The sequence below is a fragment of the Shewanella sp. genome, from assembly GCF_048265805.1.
GTDB lineage: Bacteria > Pseudomonadota > Gammaproteobacteria > Enterobacterales > Shewanellaceae > Shewanella.
This window is the reverse complement of the sequence record NZ_JBLXAT010000018.1, coordinates 40,912-56,429: the sequence shown is the minus strand read 5'-3', so window position 1 is coordinate 56,429 and position 15,518 is coordinate 40,912. Positions and strand designations below refer to the sequence as shown.

Here is a 15,518-nt window from a genome sequence, read left to right as displayed (position 1 = left end):
ATGACTATTTTACTCGTTATTATTATCGCGTTGGTTGTCGCGTTGTTTGTTGTTAAAGAGCTACGTTTACGCTTTATTAGTGGCCCAACGCTGCGCTTTTTCCGCAAAGTATTACCGCCGCTCTCTGATACGGAACGGCAAGCAATGGAAGCGGGCGACATCTGGTGGGAAGCGGAACTGTTTCGTGGCCAACCCAACTGGGATTTGCTACACAGTTACGGTAAACCGGCATTAAGTGTTGAAGAGAAATCCTTTCTTGATAATCAAGTCAACACCTTACTTAAGATGCTTGACGATTATGACATCGTTAACAAACGCCGTGATTTACCACCAGAGGTGTGGAGTTACCTGAAGCAAGAAGGGTTTTTCGCACTGATCATTCCTAAAAAATTTGGTGGTAAAGCATTTTCTGCTTATGCCAATTCAACCATTGTTAGCAAAATAGCTTCACGTAGCCTAAGTGCGGCCGTCACTGTGATGGTGCCTAATTCGCTCGGTCCTGGCGAGTTATTAACGCATTATGGTACAGAGACGCAAAAGCAACGTTGGTTACCTGCACTGGCTGACGGCACTGAAATCCCATGTTTTGCGCTAACTGGCCCTGAAGCTGGTTCCGATGCTGGCGCGATTCCTGACATTGGTATTGTGTGTCGAGGGGAGTTTGAGGGCGAAGAGGTACTTGGCTTAAAACTCACTTGGAACAAGCGCTATATTACGTTGGCACCGGTGGCTACCGTGTTGGGACTTGCATTTCAAATGCGCGACCCTGAACATCTTTTGGGTGAGAAGGAGCATTTGGGCATTACTTGTGCGCTGATCCCAACATCGCATCAAGGTGTCAATATCGGTCGTCGGCATGATCCGCTGCATATGGCCTTTATGAATGGCACCACCCAAGGTGATGGGGTCTTTATTCCACTCGATTGGATTATCGGTGGGGCAGAGTACGCCGGTAAAGGTTGGCGCATGCTGGTGGAATGTTTGTCGGCAGGCCGCGGTATTTCGCTGCCGGCTTTGGCGACCGCTACGGGACATTTAGCTACCAAAACGACGACGGCCTACAGTTACGTGCGTCAGCAATTTGGATTGTCTATCGGCCAATTTGAAGGCGTTCAGGAAGCGTTAGCGCGTATTATCAGCAACACCTACCAATTGGAAGCGGCGCGTCGCTTAACCACGACAGGTATCGATCTCAAAGTTAAACCGTCTGTCGTGACGGCTATTGCGAAATACCATATGACCGAGCTGGGGCGTCAGGTGATGAATGATGCCATGGATATTCAGTCGGGTAAGGGCATTCAGATGGGGCCAAAGAACTATTTGGCTCATGGTTATATGGCCAACCCTATTTCGATCACCGTTGAAGGTGCCAATATTCTTACGCGTAGCTTGATGATTTTTGGTCAGGGCGCTACGCGTTGCCATCCTTACGTTTTAGCGGAGATGGAAGCGGCGCAAATGCAAAATGATGATGAAGCATTAATCCGCTTTGACGATTTACTGATGGGCCATTTAGGTTACAGTGCGCGTAATGCCGGGGCGGCATTTATGCATGCTCTGAGCTACAGCACGTTAGCCTCTGCGCCGGTAAGCGGTGATACACGACAGTACTATAAATGGATGGGGCGTCTGTCGGCGGCACTGGCTTTTGTTACCGATATTGCGATGTTGGTTCTGGGCGGCGACCTCAAACGTCGCGAGATGCTATCAGCCCGCTTGGGCGATGTGTTAAGTCAGTTGTATCTGGCATCGGCTACATTGAAGCATTTCGAAGACACTGGTAGACAGTATGATGACTTACCCATCGTTAAACATGCGCTAGAAACGCGACTGCAATTGGCAGCTAGCGCACTTAGTGGTGCTATCCGTAATTTCCCTAATCGTCCGCTGGCGTGGTTACTGCGTATGGTGGTGTTCCCATTGGGCAATCGCTTTACTGGCCCAACTGATGATTTAAGTAGACAAGTGGCGACTGAGATGCTGAAGCCTAGCCCAGCTCGTGAGCGGCTGACACATCTGGCGCCTGAGTTTGGTAAAGAGGATCACTCTGGCATTGCTGAAGTAGAGCAGGCGTTCCGAGCACTATACGGCTGCCGTGAATTGTTCTCCCGTTTGCGCACAGCGCAGAAGGCTGGCAAATTAGCTAAACATTTGCCGCCGGAGCAGCTCATCATTACGGCGTTCGAGCAAAAGGTGATTTCTGATGATGAAGCAAAATGCCTGCAAGCAGCAAATAGTTTGCGTTTAGCGGCAATCAATGTGGATGATTTTGACAGTCTCTAATCTAACTCTGTGTAAGCCATGAGGAAAAATCACCGCATAGTCGGTGGTTTTTTCTTTGCTGCAACCGCAGAAAGGCGGCGCTGGTGCATGATGGCATTTTATGCGGGCGGATAACTTGGCGATTGAGTTATTACGGGTTGCGGCTTAAAAGGCTAATAGGTGCGTGATGGTTTGGTTGGCCTCTTATGCCTGCGATAACTCGGTGATTGAGTCGTTACTGAAAGGCTAATCGGTGGATGAGGGCGAAGCATAAGGAACAGTATGAAAGGCTAGATAAAAGAAAAGGCACGTGCCAGACGTACCTTTTCAATCACAAGCAAGTAGCGGTTATGTCTATGGCACAATCAGTATTTTGCTGGTGTTGGTGCCGCCGATGGTTTCCATCACGTCACCTTTAGTCATCAGTACTAAATCACCTGATTCAAGGATACCGCGCTCACGCAGGCATTCTAATGCGCCACGTGCCACTTCTTCAGCTTTGTATGCTGTGGTGTCAAACTGCACTGGATAAACACCGCGAAACAGTGCCATTGCCGCTAAGGTGCGAGGATGACGTGTCAGCGCAAAAATTGGCAGTGCAGAACTGATACGTGACATCAGTTTTGGTGTAGCGCCTGATTCAGTCAACGCGATAATCGCTTTAACGCCTTCTAAATGGTTGGCTGCGTACATGGTGGACAGTGCGATAGTTTCTTCAACAGAAGAGAAGTGCTGATCTAAACGGTGCTTAGATACACGTGCAGATGGATGCGTTTCCGCACCCTGGCACACGTTGGCCATTGCTTTAACGGTTTCTTCTGGGAAGTCCCCAGCCGCCGTCTCTGCCGACAACATTACTGCGTCAGTACCATCTAATACCGCGTTAGCAACGTCCATCACTTCGGCGCGAGTTGGCATTGGGCTAGAGATCATTGACTCCATCATCTGGGTCGCAGTGATCACTACTTTATTCAGTTGACGAGAGCGAGCAATCAAGCGCTTTTGTACCGCAACTAGCGCGGCATCGCCGATTTCAACGCCGAGGTCACCACGAGCAACCATCACCACGTCAGACGCTTTGATCACATCATCCATCGCTTCTTCTGAGGCTACGGCTTCAGCACGTTCCACTTTAGATACGATCAAGGCTTGGCTACCGGCTGCGCGTGCTAGTTCACGTGCATATTCCAGATCCGCACCACTACGTGGGAAGGATACCGCCAAGTAATCAACTTCAATTTTGGCTGCTGTCAGGATGTCAGCTTTATCTTTGTCGGTTAGCGCCGCTGCAGATAAACCACCGCCTTTCTTGTTGATTCCTTTGTTGTTAGACAAAGGACCCGCCACTGTTACCGAAGTAATCACGCGACGACCTTCCACCGCTTCAACTTTTAGTTGTACGCGGCCATCGTCTAACATCAGAATATCGCCAACAGTTACGTCGTTTGGCAGTTGCTTGTAATCAATGCCAACTTGGTTTTCGTCGCCTTCGCCTTTGGCTAACTCTGCATCCAATACAAAGCGTTGCCCCAACTCCAAGTGTACTTTTTTATTATCTTTGAAAGTAGAAACGCGGATTTTAGGGCCTTGTAGATCGCCAAGAATCGCCACATGTTTGCCAAGTTCTTTGGCAATGTTACGTGCGTCAGTGGCACGTTTCATGTGGTCTTCCGGAGAGCCATGAGAAAAGTTCAAGCGAACAACGTTGGCACCAGCTGCAATAATTTTGCGCAGGTTATCATCCCGATCTGTGGCAGGGCCCAGAGTGGTAACGATTTTAGTTCTGCGGAACATAGTTAACTCCGTTAAGTTTAAAGAATCTGGAACGCATTTTATCATACAAAATGCAACGGTGTAGGAAACTTACAGACAAAAAACCGATCTGATTCAAAGTTTATTTTTGTGAGATTATACAAATTTGACAAAAAATGGGGCGGTAATTTTCCAATTACCGCCCCATTTTTAATCAATCATCGGCTTACAAGGGGTCGTTCTTTTCGATGCGTGATTCTTTCAGCGCCTCTTTAACCCGTTTCAGGCTCTCGCGGAAACGAGGCCCGCGGCGCAGGGTAAAGCCTGTTGCCAGCACATCGACGATGACTAGCTGCGCTAAACGTGAAGCCATTGGCAGATACATATCAGTATCTTCTGGTACTTCCAGCGTCACTGGTAATGTACATTCTTTACTTAGTGGTGAATTCTTCGCGGTAATACCGATAACAGAAGCGCCATTTTCTCTGGCGAGACGGGCTATCTCTATCAACGACTTAGTCCGACCTGTGTGGGAAATTAACACAACCACATCACCTTCAGTGCTGCTGATACAGCTCATGCGTTGCATGAGCACGTCGTCAAAACAAACTACCGGGACGTTAAAGCGGAAGAACTTGTTTTGCGCATCGTGAGCGACGGATGCTGATGCGCCCAATCCGAAAAAGGAGATTTTTTTCGCCTGGGTCAACACGTCCACTGCTCGATTTATCGCCGAATGGTCGATACTTTGACGAGCTGTATCGAGAGAAGCCATTGAAGATTCAAAGATTTTGTTAGTATAGGAATCTGGAGTGTCATCTTCCTCTACATGTCGGCTAACATAGGGAGTACCATTAGCAAGGCTTTGGGCGAGATGTAGTTTAAAATCAGGAAACCCTTTAGTGTCTAAACGACGACAGAAGCGGTTCACTGTAGGTTCACTTACATCTGCTAATTTAGCCAGCGTGGCGATGCTGGAATGAATGGCTGTCTGGGGCGAAGCCAGAATCACTTCGGCAACTTTGCGTTCAGACTTGCTGAAATGAGGCAGGTTCTTTTGAACCTTTTCAAGGGTATTCATACTATGTAACGTCCGCTGAAAATGGTTATGTAATTTTCTTAATTCTTTGATCACAAAGCTGTGAACAAGAATACAAAACGCACCTTTATTTAGTTGTTCGCGTGTGTTGAATGCAGCGCTAACAGACGTGAACGTCTTGATTTTAGGTCAAAAGAGCATATCAGACTTATTAAGGTTATGCCTAGATTCTATTTCAAAGGTTCGACTAATTACTAGGTGAAATTGGATATACGTGTTGTTATATTACAACAAATTTTGTATTCCGATTTCCTAATAGAGTGGTTACGTACACATCGACAGAGGTACGCAGCCGTTGTCACAATGGAGACAATAACGCTATGGGCAGAACAGCATCAGAGACTAAAGCCTGTGATTTCGTACTTTTCGGTACCAAAGGTGATTTAGCTCGACGCAAGTTGTTACCTTCTTTATATCAATTAGATAAAGCAGAACTGTTACATCCTGATACGCAGATTATCGGTGTAGCGAAAGATCAATTCACACAAGAAGATTTTATCGCCAAGGTGACTAAGTCTTTGGAAACGTTCGTTAAAGAACCTCTGTGTGAAGAAACACTCGAACGTTTCTTGGCGCGTTGCCATTATATTGGTGCTAATTTCACTGAAGCGTCGGAATATGCCGCATTTCATGAAGTTATCGATCAAAGCAAGCGGGTAATGGTCAACTACTTCGCCACGCCTCCATCGATTTTCGGTGATATCTGCCGTTGTTTGCATGAACAGGATCTGATCACTTCTGAAACTCGCGTTGTTTTGGAAAAACCTATCGGTTCCGATTTGGCTTCATCTAAAGTGATCAACGACCAAGTTTCTGCTTTTTTTAGCGAGAAGCAGGTTTACCGTATCGACCACTATTTGGGTAAAGAAACCGTGCAAAACTTGATTGCACTGCGGTTTGCTAACTCAATCTTCGCCTCTAAATGGGATAACCGCACCGTTGACCATGTGCAGATCACTGTGGCAGAAGAAGTGGGTATCGAAGGCCGTTGGGGTTACTTCGATAAAGCCGGTCAGATGCGCGACATGATTCAAAACCACTTGGTGCAAGTGTTGACCTTAGTTGCGATGGATCCCCCGGTGAACCTTGACGCCGATAGCGTGCGTGATGAAAAAGTGAAAGTCTTGAAGTCACTACGTCCTATCACTATGGACAATGTGTTTGAAAACACCGTTCGTGGTCAGTATTCAGCAGGCTTCCTGAAAGGTTCACCGGTCCCAGGTTATCTTGAGGAAGAAGGCGCCAACGTTCATTCAAACACCGAAACTTTCGTAGCGCTGCGTGTTGATATCGATAACTGGCGTTGGGCTGGTGTGCCGTTCTACTTACGTAGCGGCAAACGTATGCCGGTGAAAAGTTCTGAAATTGTTATCTATTTCAAAAATCCGCCGCACAATTTGTACCGTGATAGCTATCGTAACTTGCCACCAAACAAATTGACCATTCGTCTGCAACCGCATGAAGGGGTTGAAATTCAGATGATGAACAAGGTGCCAGGTCTGGAGCAAAAACAACGTCTGCAGACCACGAAACTGGATTTGAGTTTCTCTGACACGTTCAAAACCGAACGTATTGCTGATGCATATGAACGTTTGCTGTTAGAAGCGATGTCAGGCAATCAAGCCTTGTTCGTTCGTCGTGACGAGGTTGAACAATCATGGACTTGGGTTGACGGTATCATTCAAGCTTGGGAACAAAGCGGCGAGAAACCAAAAGCTTACCCGGCCGGTACTTGGGGGCCAGTCGCATCCGTTGCACTGATCACTAAAGACGGTCGTTCGTGGGATGAATAACAAAGGAGTGGTTCGATGATTAAGGAAGCTGTCTTTAAATCGTTTGATAGCCCTGAGTCGTTAGAACAACAGTTAGCTGAGCGCATTGCCGCTCAGCTACAGGATGCTATCGATAAACGTGGTACCGCAAGTTTAGTGGTTTCTGGTGGACGTACACCTACCGAACTATTTAACAAACTTAGCGAAAAGTCGATCGACTGGAGCGAAGTGTTCGTCACATTGGCTGACGAGCGCTGGGTCGCTACCGACGATGCAGACTCTAATGAAAACACGGTGCGCCAGTGTTTACTGAAAAACCGCGCCGCGAACGCCAAGTTCCGTGGTTTAAAAAACATGTTTGCCACAGCAGCTGCTGGCGTTGATATGACGACTGAACAGTTAGCTAATTTCCCACGTCCGTTTGATGTGGTGATTTTGGGCATGGGTAATGACGGCCATACTTGTTCATGGTTCCCTTGTGCGGCACCTGAACAGCTTGATACCGCATTAAATACCGACGCATTACTGTGTGCTGTGCAACCGCAAACCGCACCCTATGAGCGCATCACCTTTAGCCGCTGCGCTATTTTAAATAGCCGTCAGATTTATCTGCACTTAGTCGGCGAGCAAAAACTGGATGTGTATAAAAAAGCGCTAGAAAACGAAGACATTAAGGCAATGCCGATACGTGCAGTATTGGCACAACACACAACGCCAGTCGACGTGTTCTGGAGCGCCTAAGGAGTAATTCATGCATGCGACAATAACGGCAGTGACCGATCGGATCATTGCTCGTAGTAAAGAACATCGCGGCAAATATCTTGCAGCCATTGCCGAGGCTAAAGCCCAAGGCGTTTATCGTAGTAGCCTCAGCTGCGGTAACTTGGCGCATGGTTTTGCCGCTTGTTCAGCTGATGATAAACAATCACTCACGCAGTTAACCAAAGCCAACATCGGTATTGTGACTGCGTTTAACGATATGCTGTCGGCTCATCAACCCTATGAGCACTACCCAGACATTCTCAAGCAAGCTTGTCAATCTGTTGGCAGTGTTGCCCAAGTTGCTGCGGGTGTGCCTGCAATGTGTGATGGCGTCACCCAAGGGCAGCCAGGTATGGAGCTGAGTCTTATCAGCCGTGAAGTGATTGCCATGGCCACCGCCGTCGGTTTGTCGCATAACATGTTTGATGGCGCATTGTTATTGGGAATTTGTGACAAAATCGTCCCCGGTTTATTAATCGGAGCAATGAGCTTTGGCCACCTGCCGATGCTATTTGTGCCTGCTGGACCAATGCGTTCAGGTATCCCAAACAAAGAAAAAGCACGTATTCGCCAACAATTTGCCCAAGGTAAAGTGGACCGCGCGGCGCTATTAGAAGCTGAAGCGAAATCTTATCACTCAGCAGGTACTTGTACTTTTTACGGTACGGCTAACAGCAACCAATTGGTGCTGGAAGTGATGGGCTTGCAGTTACCTGGCTCCTCATTTGTTAACCCTGATGACCCGTTGCGTTTAGCACTCACACAAGCGGCGGCTCGCCAAGTGTGCCGTTTGTCGGCGCTGGGTACTGATTACACGCCAGTGGGCGAAGTGGTTAACGAGAAATCTATCGTTAATGGCATTGTGGCGCTGTTGGCTACCGGTGGTTCAACCAACTTGACCATGCATATGGTCGCTGCTGCTCGCGCGGCAGGCATCATCGTTAATTGGGACGACTTTGCTGAGCTTTCGGCCGTTGTGCCGTTGTTGGCTCGGGTCTATCCCAATGGCCATGCGGATATCAACCATTTCCACGCCGCTGGTGGCATGGCATTTTTGATCCGCGAACTGCTGGATGCGGGCATGCTGCATGAAGATGTTGCGACCGTTGCTGGTTTCGGCTTACGTCGCTATACCCAAGAGCCTAAGTTGATTGATGACAGCTTAGTGTGGGTTGATGGACCCACTGAAAGCTTGGATACCGAGGTGCTGGCTCCAGTATCTAACGCATTCCAGCCTAATGGTGGTTTAAAACTGTTGAAAGGTAATTTGGGCCGAGCAGTGATGAAGGTCTCTGCGGTGCAGCCTAAATACCGCGTTGTAGAAGCCCCAGCGATAGTTATCGACGATCAAGATAAGCTCAACGGCCTTTATAAAGCAGGCGAGCTAAATCGCGATTGCGTAATCGTGGTAAAAGGCCAAGGCCCGAAAGCCAATGGTATGCCAGAGCTGCACAAGCTGACACCAATTCTCGGTTCGCTACAAGATAATGGTTATCACGTTGCATTGGTAACTGACGGCCGCATGTCAGGGGCGTCCGGTAAAGTGCCAGCGGCTATCCACTTAACGCCTGAAGCCTTAAGCGGTGGTTTGATTGCCAAGGTGAAAACTGGCGATGTGATCCGTGTAGATGGCGAAAGCGGTGAAATTTCTCTGCTGGTGGATGAAGCGGAACTCGCTAAACGCGAAGCTGAAGAAGTCCCATTGCGTCATGTGCGTTATGGCATGGGACGTGAATTGTTTACGACCTTAAGGGCAAGCTTTAGTAGCCCAGAAACTGGTGCTCGTAGCACTAGTGCCGTTGATGAACATTACTAACCGTTAAGGAACAATAAGATGGCAAATAATCACTGGTCACTGCAGCCTCAGGAAGTGTTTAACCTGAGTCCAGTTATTCCTGTAATGGTTATTAATAAGCTTGAACATGCGGTGCCTTTGGCTAAAGCGCTGGTGGCGGGTGGCATTAAAGTATTGGAAGTGACGCTACGCACCGAGTGCGCTTTGGCTGCAATTAGTAAAATTGCGCAAGAAGTGCCTGACGCCGTAGTTGGTGCCGGTACTATTTTGAATGAAGCTCAACTTAAACAGGCCACAGACGCTGGCGCGCAATTTGCGATTACCCCTGGCGCTACACCGGCCATTTTGGCTGCTGGTAAGGCGGGCTCAATTCCGTTGATCCCAGGCGTAGCAAGCATCTCTGAGGTGATGGAAGGTTTGACTCAAGGTTATGACCATTTCAAATTCTTCCCTGCTGAAGCTTCTGGCGGTGTGGGTGCATTGAAAGCGTTTGGCGGCCCATTAGCTGGCGTGCGTTTTTGTCCAACTGGCGGTATTACACCAGAAAACTATCGTGACTATCTGAAACTTGCGAACGTTGACTGTATCGGCGGTAGCTGGATTGCACCTGTGAGCGCCATGGAAGAGGGCGATTGGCAGCACATTACTAAGTTGTGCCAAGAAGCCTTAAGCGGAGTTAACGCTAAGTAAATTAGTAAAGCTAGTAGACATTAATGATATAAGCGCCCGCAGTAAACATACTACGGGCGTTTTTGTTTCTTATCGCTGACGGGGAGAATTTATAGTCAGTGAATCATTCTCAGTTGCGCCACACACAACCGAGTTTTTCCGTCACTCAAAAGGAAGCATATGGCGATAGCAATTCTCTCTGCTCGAGTGAAAATGACACAGCTTTGTCAGGCTGACTGGCCACTGTTCAAAGCACTGCGTCTGGATAGCGACGTTACGGCATTGTGTTTTGATACGCCTACAATGGCAGAGATCCAAATGCGTTTTACTGCGCGTCTTCAGCCATGGCATGTTGATTCACCTCATTGGCTTTGCTTGACCATTCAACATCGCACCTCCGGCCAAAAGCTCGGAGTTACTGGTTTCTGTTTGCAAGATGGTATCGCGGAGGTGGGTTATTTATTGTTGCCTAGCAGTCATGGCAAAGGCTGCGCAACGGAGTCATTAAAAGCTCTGCTTAGTTGGGCGATATCAGACTTAAATATTCACCACTTTCGCGCCGTCGTCACTGAGGGGAATGAGGCATCTGCGCAGGTTTTGCTCAAAAATGGTTTCGTGCTGACCCGCGTTATACCTGATACGTACGAGATAGGCGGGCGCCTGTATGCTGACCATATATTTACACGAGGTGCTGGCGCCTAATTGCCATGATACCCCGTTAAATCCAAATGCTGAGGCCTCTTAACAAACAAGCCACACTCGGTGGCTTGTTACTTAACGGCGTGGCGGCTCGTCATCTTCGTCGTCATCGGGCGAACGGTTATCGGTTGGCTTTTTGCCATGCTTATCTTTGGCGCCGAATTGCGGCATTTTGAATTTAGCGCTGTATTTTAGCACGGCTAAATTGCTAAAAATGACACCAATAATCAGCAAAATAATTATGATCGCTTCAATATCCGACATACTCACGCGCCTTAATCTTCAACCATTAAACGTTCGCAGCGGGCGATATCTTCAGGTGTATCAACTTCAGTGGAATTGTATTTACTAAACGCCAGCTTAATTCTGTGTCCATGCTCCAATGCACGCAGTTGCTCCAGTTTTTCGAGCTGCTCTAGGCGGCCCATTGGCAAGGCGGCAAAGGTTTTAAGAAACTTGCAGGTGTAGGCATATACCCCTAAATGCTTGTAGATAGGGTAGTCTTGTACGTCACGCCCAAATGGAATACATGAGCGCGAGAAATACAGCGCAAACATATCATTATCAAACACCACTTTTACCTGGTTTGGATCTTGTGGGTCATCGTTTTCACCAAACTGGTATGCCAGTGTTGCCATCTCAAATTCACCCGGTGCAGCTTTGAATAGTGCAGCTAACTGCTCAAGTGAATCTGGGTCTGCAATCGGTTGGTCACCTTGCAGGTTAATGACTAAATCGTCGTCAGCTAAGTCTAGATGACTGACGGTCTGATTTATGCGGTCAGTGCCAGTGGCAAGATCGGCGTCAGTCATAACCACTTCGCCGTTAAAACCCCTTACCGCAGCGGCGATACGCTCATCATCGGTGGCGACGTAGATTTCATCAATACCTTTGGCGAGCAAAGCGCGTTCGTAAACGCGTTGGATCATCGGCTTGCCTTTAATCATGGCCAGTGGCTTACCCGGAAAACGTGAAGAGCCGTAGCGTGCCGGAATGATCAGGATAACTTTCATGTCACTATTCCTAAAAACAGTCGTGAATACTGGCGTTATTCTAACAGGCTGGAAAATTAATGGCTTGTGACGAGTAAAAATATTCGTTGCTTATCAGGCAAGAGGCGCTCAGATAAGCAACGGACATGAATTACTTGGCGATTTCACGCTCGCGCCAAGTATCGCCATCGACGGCGACATCAAGATCGGTCAACAAACCATTGTCGATGCTATAAATCCAGCCGTGCACTGCCAACTCTTGGCCGCGTGCCCACGCATCTTGCACTATGGTGGTGCTGACAACGTTCGCGACTTGTTCAATGACGTTGAGTTCACATAGCCGATCAAACCGACTACGTTCATCCAGCCGGTCAAGCTCAGCGCTGTGAATGCGATAAATATCTCGCAGATGTCCTAACCAGTTGTCGATTAAGCCATTACGTGTTGAAGACAAAGAGGCTCGCACGCCACCGCAGCCGTAGTGTCCGACCACCATGATGTGTTTGACTTTCAACAAGTCGACGGCGTATTGCAGTACGGAAAGACAGTTGAGGTCGGTATGAATCACTAGGTTAGCAATATTACGATGAACAAATACTTCCCCTGGCATCAAGTCAATAATCTGATTGGAGGGGACGCGACTATCTGAGCAACCAATCCACAGATATTCGGGGTTTTGCTGTTTGGCAAGTTCTCCGAAAAACGCTGGGTTTTCATTGCTGATCCGTTCAGCCCAACGACGGTTATTGTCAAACAGAGGTTTTAGTAGTCTCATTTCCTTGCCTATGCTACTGGGCAAACTGCCTGTAATTCGGTTGATAATACCAAAGGCGTATGTGCGTCTGGTCTATCCATTACGTAAAACGATAGCTTTTCATCGCATTTGTGATGCAGCTTACAAACCTGCCCTTGACGGCGCAGGAGCGACCGTTTGTACAAAGGTAGTCACCAACTGTTCAAGCTGTGACAGTATGGTCTGTTTGAGGGCAACATCGCTGTTAGCTAATAGTTGCTTCAGCTTTTCTGTATCGTATTGCGCTTGCAGGCGCGAGGCGGTAGGGAAATAGCTGTAATGCCATAACTCGGCACTGGTCCCACTGAGTCCTTGTTGAAATGGCCGGTAAAATCCGAAGCTGGTCGCGTGCTGCTCTAGCCAGCAAAACATCGAGTAGCAGGGACCACCGCTTTCATATTCACGATTGGTCAATTGCAACTCATTACGGCTGATGGCACTGGCATCGAACAGGTCGACATCTGTGCCCCAATGGTGTCTTGACATGGCCGGAATCGCAGACCACAGCAGTAGTGTGTCTAATCGTTGTTGATCACTGAAATGACTGATATCGACGGGTTGTGACGCGGCATCCAGCACCTTACGTTTGCCGGATGCTTTGTTATTCCAAATTTGGCATTGACGCTCAAAGTCACGAAAGGCGGAGCAGATATTTAGTTGTACACCATCTTGCTGCGCTGCGTGCTTCATTTGTTGAAACGCCGACAGCGCATCGGCATCGAGCCACAACTGTCGGCCATCATCATCGCTGAAGTGATGTAGTGATGAGTCATCAAGACCGAACAGCTGATTGTCGATAGCTGTTAGCATAGTAGCTTTTCCAAAATGCGCTGGTAACACTGCGCCAGTAGCTCTAGGTCGGCGATAGACACGCATTCGTTCACTTTATGAATGGTGGCATTCACGGGGCCGAGTTCAATCACTTGCGCACCAGTAGGAGCGATAAAGCGTCCATCAGAGGTACCACCAGAGGTTTGGGCATCGGTAGTGAGCCCAGTGGTGTCGTGGATGGCGGTCTTGGTGGCTTCAAGCAGTGGGCCTTCATCCGTCAAAAACGGTAAGCCGTTAAAAATCCAATGAATATCGTAGTCTACCCCATGGGTATCTAAAATATGTTCCACTTTGCTGATCAATTGCTCGGCGGTGACTTCAGTGGAGTAGCGAAAGTTAAACATCACCTCCAGCTCACCAGGGATAACATTGGACGCGCCGGTGCCACCGTTGATATTGGCAATTTGAAAGCTGGTGGGGGGGAAAAACGCATTGCCATTATCCCACGTAGTAGCCGCCAGCTCGGCTAACGCTGGCGCGGCTTTATGAATGGGGTTATCCGCTAGGTGAGGGTAGGCAACATGGCCTTGCACCCCTTTTACCGTTAGGTTGCCGGTGAGGCTGCCGCGGCGACCGTTTTTCACGATATCACCGAGTTTGTGGGTGCTGGATGGCTCGCCCACTAATGCCCATGTAATTTTCTCGTTACGAGCTTCAAGCGTATCGATCACCCGCGTGGTGCCGTTGATAAATGGCCCTTCTTCATCACTGGTGATCAGCAGCGCGATTGAACCTTTATGATTTGGATGCTGTGCCACAAACCGCTCAACCGCGACCACCATTGCCGCGAGCGACCCTTTCATGTCGGCCGCACCGCGGCCATGCAGATAGCCATCAATCACGGTTGGCGTAAATGGATCGGTATGCCAGCGGTTAAGGTCGCCTGTCGGAACAACATCTGTGTGGCCAGCAAAACAAAAAAGTGGCCCTTCTGTGCCGCGGCGTGCCCACAAATTAGTGGTGTCTTCAAACACCATTGATTCGCAGCTAAACCCCAGAGGTTGCAGACGGTCAGCCATCAGCTGTTGGCAGCCTTCATCCAACGGTGTTACCGATGGACGACTGATAAGCGCTTTGGCCAACTCTAGTACGTCATTGGTCATTTACCGAACCACTCCTTGTAATTTGCTTCTTTAAAGCCAATCAGAATCTGTTTGCCATCGGTCAGCACTGGCCGTTTGATCAACGTGGGGTTAGCCAACATCAACTCCCGAGCGCTGGTGGCATCTAGGGTATTCTTTTGGTCGTCGGTCAATGCGCGGTAGCTCGTAGAGCGTTTATTAAATAGGTTTTCCCATGAGGTCAACGCCAGCCAACCATCGAGTAGTTCGCGGCTCAGCCCTGAGGCGCGATAGTCATAGAATTGATAGTCGATAGCGTGTTTATCTAACCAAGTTACCGCTTTTTTTACGGTATCGCAGACTTTTGGCGACAGGCCATAAAGTGTTGAAGACATGATGATTCTGACTGTTTGAATACATTGGCGGCAGTATAGCAAATGTGATGCAGCGCACCAATGGCGTTGAGGCCGTTAGACTTCCACCACAAAGATGACGTCTTTACCGGCCTCTACTTGTCCTTGGTGCTTATTTAAACTGCGCACATCTTCCATGTTTGCCAGCACCACGGGGGTGAGTAAGCTGCTGACTTGTTCTTGCAGATACTCTAGGTCGAATTCGAGGATATGATCGCCAGCTTTTACTTGCTGACCTTCTTGCGCTAAGCGTTTGAACCCTTTGCCTCTGAGCTCGATGGTGCCCACACCAAAGTGCACGAATAGCTCCAGTCCATGCGGCGATTCAATGCTAAAGGCATGGTTAGTTTCGAAGATCTTGCCGATAGTGCCGTCAATCGGTGCCAACATGTAGCAACCTTTAGGATTAATAGCGATACCGTCACCGACAATCTTTTCGGCAAACACCACGTCTGGAACTTTCTCTATTGGTACAATCTCACCGGAGATAGGGGCATAAACTTTGATGCCTCCTTCGATATTGGGTTGACCTGATACCAGGCGCCGGATTCGGCTCATAAGTCCCATTGAAATAATGTCCTTGTTAGTATTGGTGAGTAACGCTCGGTAATGGAGCTC

The 15,518-nt window shown here is 48.4% G+C and carries 15 protein-coding genes; 6 read left to right on the top strand and 9 right to left on the bottom strand.

The genetic code is table 11. The annotated features are described in order from the left end of the window. The first annotated feature begins 6 nt into the window (after nt 1-6). The gene (locus ACN0TT_RS13220) at nt 7-2,283 is read left to right on the top strand and encodes an acyl-CoA dehydrogenase (RefSeq protein ID WP_417762663.1); all 2,277 of its coding nucleotides are present in this window, start codon (nt 7-9) and stop codon (nt 2,281-2,283) included. A gap of 333 nt (nt 2,284-2,616) precedes the next feature. Here ACN0TT_RS13220 and pyk read toward each other — a convergent pair whose 3' ends face one another. Together pyk and ACN0TT_RS13210 are read right to left on the bottom strand one after the other, a co-directional pair. Next, complete coding sequence (pyk, locus tag ACN0TT_RS13215) at nt 2,617-4,056, bottom strand: pyruvate kinase (protein ID WP_417762622.1); 1,440 nt, start codon at nt 4,054-4,056, stop codon at nt 2,617-2,619. 184 nt (nt 4,057-4,240) lie between these two features. Then, complete coding sequence (locus ACN0TT_RS13210) at nt 4,241-5,095, bottom strand: MurR/RpiR family transcriptional regulator (RefSeq protein WP_417762621.1); 855 nt, start codon at nt 5,093-5,095, stop codon at nt 4,241-4,243. Nucleotides 5,096-5,433: 338 nt separating this feature from the next. Between ACN0TT_RS13210 and zwf the strand changes: the two genes are divergently transcribed. The 5 genes from zwf to ACN0TT_RS13185 all read left to right on the top strand — a co-directional run bounded on the left by zwf (nt 5,434) and on the right by ACN0TT_RS13185 (nt 10,813). Further along, on the top strand, nt 5,434-6,906 hold the full coding sequence (gene zwf, locus ACN0TT_RS13205; RefSeq protein WP_417762620.1) for a glucose-6-phosphate dehydrogenase: 1,473 nt from the start codon (nt 5,434-5,436) through the stop codon (nt 6,904-6,906). Nucleotides 6,907-6,921: 15 nt separating this feature from the next. Beyond that, nucleotides 6,922-7,626, top strand: coding sequence for a 6-phosphogluconolactonase (pgl, locus tag ACN0TT_RS13200; protein ID WP_417762619.1), 705 nt, complete (start codon nt 6,922-6,924; stop codon nt 7,624-7,626). 10 nt (nt 7,627-7,636) lie between these two features. After that, the gene (gene edd / locus ACN0TT_RS13195; RefSeq protein WP_417762618.1) at nt 7,637-9,463 is read left to right on the top strand and encodes a phosphogluconate dehydratase; all 1,827 of its coding nucleotides are present in this window, start codon (nt 7,637-7,639) and stop codon (nt 9,461-9,463) included. Nucleotides 9,464-9,481: 18 nt separating this feature from the next. Next, on the top strand, nt 9,482-10,132 hold the full coding sequence (locus tag ACN0TT_RS13190) for a bifunctional 4-hydroxy-2-oxoglutarate aldolase/2-dehydro-3-deoxy-phosphogluconate aldolase (protein ID WP_417762617.1): 651 nt from the start codon (nt 9,482-9,484) through the stop codon (nt 10,130-10,132). A 159-nt stretch (nt 10,133-10,291) separates the two neighbouring features. Beyond that, nucleotides 10,292-10,813: a GNAT family N-acetyltransferase gene (locus ACN0TT_RS13185; protein ID WP_417762616.1), complete on the top strand. Its 522-nt coding sequence runs from the start codon at nt 10,292-10,294 to the stop codon at nt 10,811-10,813. A 72-nt stretch (nt 10,814-10,885) separates the two neighbouring features. On the opposite strand, the gene ACN0TT_RS13180 is transcribed toward ACN0TT_RS13185, so the two are convergent. The 7 genes from ACN0TT_RS13180 to crr form a co-directional block, all read right to left on the bottom strand. Continuing rightward, on the bottom strand, nt 10,886-11,074 hold the full coding sequence (locus tag ACN0TT_RS13180; protein WP_417762615.1) for a DUF2897 family protein: 189 nt from the start codon (nt 11,072-11,074) through the stop codon (nt 10,886-10,888). Between the two features lie 11 nt (nt 11,075-11,085). Continuing rightward, complete coding sequence (gene kdsB / locus ACN0TT_RS13175; RefSeq protein WP_417762614.1) at nt 11,086-11,823, bottom strand: 3-deoxy-manno-octulosonate cytidylyltransferase; 738 nt, start codon at nt 11,821-11,823, stop codon at nt 11,086-11,088. A 130-nt stretch (nt 11,824-11,953) separates the two neighbouring features. Then, nucleotides 11,954-12,577: a carbonate dehydratase gene (gene can, locus ACN0TT_RS13170; RefSeq protein WP_417762613.1), complete on the bottom strand. Its 624-nt coding sequence runs from the start codon at nt 12,575-12,577 to the stop codon at nt 11,954-11,956. A gap of 120 nt (nt 12,578-12,697) precedes the next feature. Further along, complete coding sequence (locus ACN0TT_RS13165) at nt 12,698-13,405, bottom strand: M15 family metallopeptidase (protein WP_417762612.1); 708 nt, start codon at nt 13,403-13,405, stop codon at nt 12,698-12,700. Continuing rightward, nucleotides 13,399-14,529: a succinyl-diaminopimelate desuccinylase gene (dapE, locus tag ACN0TT_RS13160; protein ID WP_417762611.1), complete on the bottom strand. Its 1,131-nt coding sequence runs from the start codon at nt 14,527-14,529 to the stop codon at nt 13,399-13,401. The genes ACN0TT_RS13165 and dapE overlap by 7 nt, the downstream gene beginning before the upstream one ends. Continuing rightward, nucleotides 14,526-14,882 (bottom strand): arsenate reductase, encoded by a 357-nt coding sequence (locus tag ACN0TT_RS13155; RefSeq protein ID WP_417762610.1) that lies wholly within the window; start codon nt 14,880-14,882, stop codon nt 14,526-14,528. The genes dapE and ACN0TT_RS13155 overlap by 4 nt, the downstream gene beginning before the upstream one ends. Nucleotides 14,883-14,957: 75 nt before the next feature. Then, nucleotides 14,958-15,467 carry a PTS glucose transporter subunit IIA gene (gene crr / locus ACN0TT_RS13150; RefSeq protein ID WP_417762609.1) on the bottom strand — a complete coding sequence of 170 codons (510 nt, stop codon included), beginning with the start codon at nt 15,465-15,467 and terminating at the stop codon, nt 14,958-14,960. Nucleotides 15,468-15,518 lie beyond the last annotated feature (51 nt).

What these genes read in the sequence shown, in the direction of transcription:
- ACN0TT_RS13180 (WP_417762615.1), bottom strand. Translation starts at nt 11,074, where the DNA reads ATGTCGGATATTGAAGCGATCATAATTATTTTGCTGATTATTGGTGTC.
- ACN0TT_RS13165 (WP_417762612.1), bottom strand. Translation starts at nt 13,405, where the DNA reads ATGCTAACAGCTATCGACAATCAGCTGTTCGGTCTTGATGACTCATCA.
- pgl (WP_417762619.1), top strand. Translation starts at nt 6,922, where the DNA reads ATGATTAAGGAAGCTGTCTTTAAATCGTTTGATAGCCCTGAGTCGTTA.
- kdsB (WP_417762614.1), bottom strand. Translation starts at nt 11,823, where the DNA reads ATGAAAGTTATCCTGATCATTCCGGCACGCTACGGCTCTTCACGTTTT.
- ACN0TT_RS13155 (WP_417762610.1), bottom strand. Translation starts at nt 14,882, where the DNA reads ATGTCTTCAACACTTTATGGCCTGTCGCCAAAAGTCTGCGATACCGTA.
- crr (WP_417762609.1), bottom strand. Translation starts at nt 15,467, where the DNA reads ATGGGACTTATGAGCCGAATCCGGCGCCTGGTATCAGGTCAACCCAAT.
- ACN0TT_RS13190 (WP_417762617.1), top strand. Translation starts at nt 9,482, where the DNA reads ATGGCAAATAATCACTGGTCACTGCAGCCTCAGGAAGTGTTTAACCTG.
- dapE (WP_417762611.1), bottom strand. Translation starts at nt 14,529, where the DNA reads ATGACCAATGACGTACTAGAGTTGGCCAAAGCGCTTATCAGTCGTCCA.
- zwf (WP_417762620.1), top strand. Translation starts at nt 5,434, where the DNA reads ATGGGCAGAACAGCATCAGAGACTAAAGCCTGTGATTTCGTACTTTTC.
- edd (WP_417762618.1), top strand. Translation starts at nt 7,637, where the DNA reads ATGCATGCGACAATAACGGCAGTGACCGATCGGATCATTGCTCGTAGT.
- can (WP_417762613.1), bottom strand. Translation starts at nt 12,577, where the DNA reads ATGAGACTACTAAAACCTCTGTTTGACAATAACCGTCGTTGGGCTGAA.
- pyk (WP_417762622.1), bottom strand. Translation starts at nt 4,056, where the DNA reads ATGTTCCGCAGAACTAAAATCGTTACCACTCTGGGCCCTGCCACAGAT.
- ACN0TT_RS13210 (WP_417762621.1), bottom strand. Translation starts at nt 5,095, where the DNA reads ATGAATACCCTTGAAAAGGTTCAAAAGAACCTGCCTCATTTCAGCAAG.
- ACN0TT_RS13185 (WP_417762616.1), top strand. Translation starts at nt 10,292, where the DNA reads ATGGCGATAGCAATTCTCTCTGCTCGAGTGAAAATGACACAGCTTTGT.